Here is a 4,277-nt window from a genome sequence, read left to right as displayed (position 1 = left end):
ATGACCCAGCTCCCGGGTGATGACGTCGCCGGCCTCGACATCCTTGGGGCCGCCCAGCACCCAGACGGTGTAGCCGCGCGCGATCAGGGATTCGGCCAGTTCACGGAAATAGTCGAGCGGCCACTGCTTGGCCGGGCCGTACTCCGCCCCGGGCATCATCCCGATGGCGGGCCGCTCCCCCAGCCCGAGTGACTCCCGCCGCTGGTCCTGATGCCGAGAGTCGACGCTGCGTCGCGGATACGGCGTTTCGAAATCGCCGCTGGCCGCCGTGCTGGCATCGAGCCCCAGCGCGACGAAGCGCTTCACGGTCTGATTCAGGACCGCCTTGTCGAGCTTGCGGCGATCGTTGAGCAGCCAGTAGCGCTGTTCGCCGGTGAAACCCGTGCGGCGCGGGATACCGGCCAGAAACGGAACCAGTGCCGACTTCAGCGAACGCGGCAGCACGATGGCGTGATCGAAGCGCCCCCTCAGCGAGCGTGCGACACCGCGCCGTGTCTTCCAGCCGAACTCGCCATGTTTCACGTCCAGCGCGATGGCTTCGTCGACTTCCGGCATGCGCTCGAGGATCGGCAGCGACCAACCCGGCGCCAGCACGCCGATCGTCGCAGCCGGATGGCGCCGTTTCAGCGTGATGAACAGGCTCTGCGCCATGACCATGTCGCCGACCCAGGAGGGGCCGACGACGAGAAACCGGGGCGCGGCGACCGGCGAATCAGCCATTCAGCCATTCCAGATAGCTGGAGACCCCTTCGCGGACGGTCTTGAACTTGGCGATGTAACCCGCCTCGCGCAGGCGACCGATATCGGCGCGGGTGTAGCTCTGGTAACGCCCCTTGAGCTCATCGGGGAAGTCGATGTACTCGATCTCGACCTTTGCCCCGTCCTTGTGTGAATAGAAATCGATGGCGGTCTCGGCGATCGCCTTGAACGGCTCGGCGCGACCGGTGCCCAGGTTGAAGATGCCGGACACCTCCGGGTTGTCCAGGAACCACAGGTTGACGTCCACCACGTCGCCGACATAGACGAAGTCGCGGCTCTGCATCCCGGCCTCATAGCCATCCCAGGCGCCGAACAGCTTGGGATTCTCGCCGCGCTGCACCTGGGTGTGGTGATGGTAGGCGACGCTGGCCATCTTGCCCTTGTGCTGTTCCCTGGGGCCGTAGACGTTGAAGTAGCGGAAGCCCACGACCTGGCTGTCGAAATCGTCCCAGCGCGCACGGACATACTGATCGAACAGCAGCTTGGAGTAGCCGTAGACGTTGAGGGGCTTCTCATGCGCGGGATCCTCGACGAACACTTCACTGCCGCCGTAGGTGGCGGCGGAAGAGGCATAGAGGAAGGGAATCCGCTTGGCCTGGCAGTACTCGAGCAGCACCTTCGAGTATTCGAAGTTGTTCTCGAGCATGAAGCGCCCATCCCACTCGGTGGTATCCGAGCAGGCGCCCTCATGGAAGATCACCTCGATCGGCGGCAGGCCACCGATCTCGCCGCTGAGCTCTGCCTTCACCCGGGCCAGGAACTCGCCCTTGTCGAGATAGTCCCCCAGCGTGCAGTCCGCCAGGTTGACGAACTTGGTGCCATCGCTGAGATCGTCGACCACCATGACGTCCTGATGGCCGCGTGCGTTGAGTGCCTTGACCAGATTGGCCCCGATGAAGCCGGCCCCGCCAGTGACAACGATCATGTCGTAACTCCTCTTCGATCGACCCGGTTATCGGGCATGACGACTCCGACCCCGCAAGTCGCCCGACGTTCGATGACGTTCCGCCAACGATAAAGTCCGATCGTCGCCGGTGCCTATAACCGATTGAGCGCTAATTGTATACTTGGCGGCTCACGAATTCATGGGCAACGGTGCGCAGTCAATGACAGACCCGACGGCAGATGCGAAAACCTTTCAGGGGCTGATACTGGCCCTTCAGCAATACTGGGCGGAAAAGGGCTGTGTCGTGCTGCAGCCCCTCGACATGGAAGTGGGTGCCGGCACCTTTCATCCAGCCACCTTCCTGCGTTCGATCGGCCCGGAGAGCTGGAATGCCGCCTACGTCCAGCCGTCGCGCCGCCCCACCGACGGCCGTTATGGGGAAAACCCCAACCGTCTGCAGCACTACTACCAGTTCCAGGTGGTAATGAAGCCATCGCCGAAGGACCTGCAGGATCTCTACCTGGGCTCGCTGGAGCGGCTGGGGATCGATCCGCGGGTTCACGACATCCGCTTCGTCGAGGACAACTGGGAATCACCCACCCTCGGCGCCTGGGGGCTCGGGTGGGAAGTCTGGCTCAACGGCATGGAAGTGACCCAGTTCACCTATTTCCAGCAGGCCGGCGGTATCGAGTGCTATCCGGTTACCGGCGAGCTGACCTATGGTCTCGAGCGGATCGCCATGTACCTGCAGGACGTCGACAGCGTCTATGACCTGGTCTGGACGATCGCCCCGGACGGCACTCGCGTCACCTATGGCGACGTCTACCTGCAGAACGAGGTCGAGCAGTCGACCTACAACTTCGAGCATGCCGACGTGCCTTACCTGTTCGAGGCCTTCGACCACTGCGAGAGCGAGTGCAACAAGCTGCTCGAGGCCAATCTGCCGCTGCCGGCCTACGAGCAGGTACTGAAGGCATCCCACACCTTCAACCTGCTGGACGCCCGCCACGCCATCTCGGTGACCGAGCGCCAGCGCTATATCCTGAGGGTTCGTACCCTGGCCCGTGACGTCGCTCACGCCTACTACGCCTCACGGGAAGCCGCCGGCTTTCCGCTGGCGCCCGAAGCGCTGCGTCGGGAGCTCACGCAGGCATCAGAAACTCAACAGGGAGACGCATGAGCATGGCAGTCAACACGCTACTGATCGAACTGGGCGTCGAAGAGCTGCCGCCGGGTGCACTCGCCAACCTCGCCTTCGCCCTGCGCGACGGTGTCGTCAAGGGGCTCGACGAGGCGGAGGTCCCCCATGGCACGGCACATGCCCTCGCCTCTCCGCGGCGCCTCGCCGTGCGGGTCGAGGCCCTCGCCGACAAGCAGCCGGACCGGGAGGTCGAGAAGCGCGGCCCGGCACTGGCGGCGGCCTACAAGGACGACCAGCCGACCAAGGCGGCCGAGGGTTTCGCGCGTTCCTGCGGTGTTACGGTGGACAAACTGATCCACCTGGAGAGCGACAAGGGTACCTGGCTCGGCTACCGTGAACGACAGCAGGGAGACACCGTCGAGACGCTGCTGCCCGCTATCGTCAGTGCCGCCATCAACGCCTTGCCGGTGCCCAAGAACATGCGCTGGGGCGCCTCGCGCATCGAGTTCTCGCGTCCGGTTCACTGGCTGGTGCTGCTCTACGGCGACCAGGTCGTGCCGGCCAGCCTGCTGGGCCTGGAGTCCGGTCGCACGACGCGAGGTCACCGCTTCCACGCACCCGCTCCCATCGAACTCGCCCACGCCGACGACTATGAGTCCGCCCTCGAGAATGCCTACGTGCTGGTGGATCTGGAACGCCGCCGCGAGCGTATCCGCGAGCAGGTGCTGGCCGAAGCGGAAGTGCACGATGCCCACGCGGTCATCGACGACGACCTGCTCGAGGAGGTCAATGGCCTGGTCGAATGGCCGGTGGCGCTCACCGGCAGCTTCGACGAACGCTTTCTCGAAGTGCCCGCCGAGTGCCTGATCTCGTCGATGAAGGCCAATCAGAAGTACTTCCACCTGCTCGATGCCGACGGCAAGCTCAAGCCACAGTTCATTACGCTGGCCAACATCGACAGCGAGGACCCCCAGCAGGTCATCTACGGCAACGAGAAGGTCATCCGCCCGCGCCTGGCCGATGCCGCCTTCTTCTTCGAGACCGACCGCAAGCAGACGCTGGAGGCTCGCCGCGAATCATTGGCCAGCGTCGTGTTCCAGCGCGAATTGGGATCCCTCGCCGACAAGGCCGCGCGCAGCGAGGTCGTCGCCCGGTTCATCGCCGGCAAGATAGGCGGAGACTCCCAGGCGGCAGCCCGCGCCGCCCAACTGGCGAAGTGCGATCTGGTCACGGAGATGGTGCTCGAGTTCCCCGAACTGCAGGGCATCATGGGCACCTACTACGCCCGTCACGACGGCGAGCCGGAAGCCGTTGCCGAAGCCATCCACGAGCAGTACCTGCCGCGCTTCGCCAGTGACGGGATTCCGAGCACGTCCACCGGCATGGCGATCGCTCTGGCGGACCGGCTGGACACCTTGACCGGCATCTTCGGCATCGGCCAGCGTCCCACTGGCGCCACCGCTGGTTTCGTTCGAATTCCTGCAGCTTCAG

At 64.5% G+C, this 4,277-nt stretch carries 4 protein-coding genes; 2 read left to right on the top strand and 2 right to left on the bottom strand.

Annotated features, from left to right (window positions below):
- Both waaF and rfaD read right to left on the bottom strand, forming a co-directional pair.
- A partial coding sequence (gene waaF, locus AC3AYF_RS18660) for a lipopolysaccharide heptosyltransferase II (RefSeq protein ID WP_487780169.1) occupies nt 1–720 on the bottom strand: 720 nt, incomplete at its 3' end.
- A complete protein-coding gene (rfaD, locus tag AC3AYF_RS18655) occupies nt 713–1,684 on the bottom strand; it encodes an ADP-glyceromanno-heptose 6-epimerase (RefSeq protein ID WP_295041165.1) in 972 nt (323 codons plus the stop codon). The genes rfaD and waaF, both read right to left, overlap by 8 nt.
- Nucleotides 1,685–1,865: 181 nt before the next feature.
- On the opposite strand from rfaD, the gene glyQ reads away from it, so the two are divergent.
- Both glyQ and glyS read left to right on the top strand, forming a co-directional pair.
- On the top strand, nt 1,866–2,825 hold the full coding sequence (glyQ, locus tag AC3AYF_RS18650) for a glycine--tRNA ligase subunit alpha (RefSeq protein WP_295041166.1): 960 nt from the start codon (nt 1,866–1,868) through the stop codon (nt 2,823–2,825).
- Between the two features lie 2 nt (nt 2,826–2,827).
- Nucleotides 2,828–4,277 (top strand): glycine--tRNA ligase subunit beta (glyS, locus tag AC3AYF_RS18645; RefSeq protein ID WP_487780168.1); only part of this gene is annotated, 1,450 nt, incomplete at its 3' end.

The sequence above is a fragment of the Salinicola sp. genome, assembly GCF_982684285.1.
This window is presented reverse-complemented; position numbering and strand designations above follow the sequence as displayed.

What these genes read in the sequence shown, in the direction of transcription:
- rfaD (WP_295041165.1), bottom strand. Translation starts at nt 1,684, where the DNA reads ATGATCGTTGTCACTGGCGGGGCCGGCTTCATCGGGGCCAATCTGGTC.
- glyQ (WP_295041166.1), top strand. Translation starts at nt 1,866, where the DNA reads ATGACAGACCCGACGGCAGATGCGAAAACCTTTCAGGGGCTGATACTG.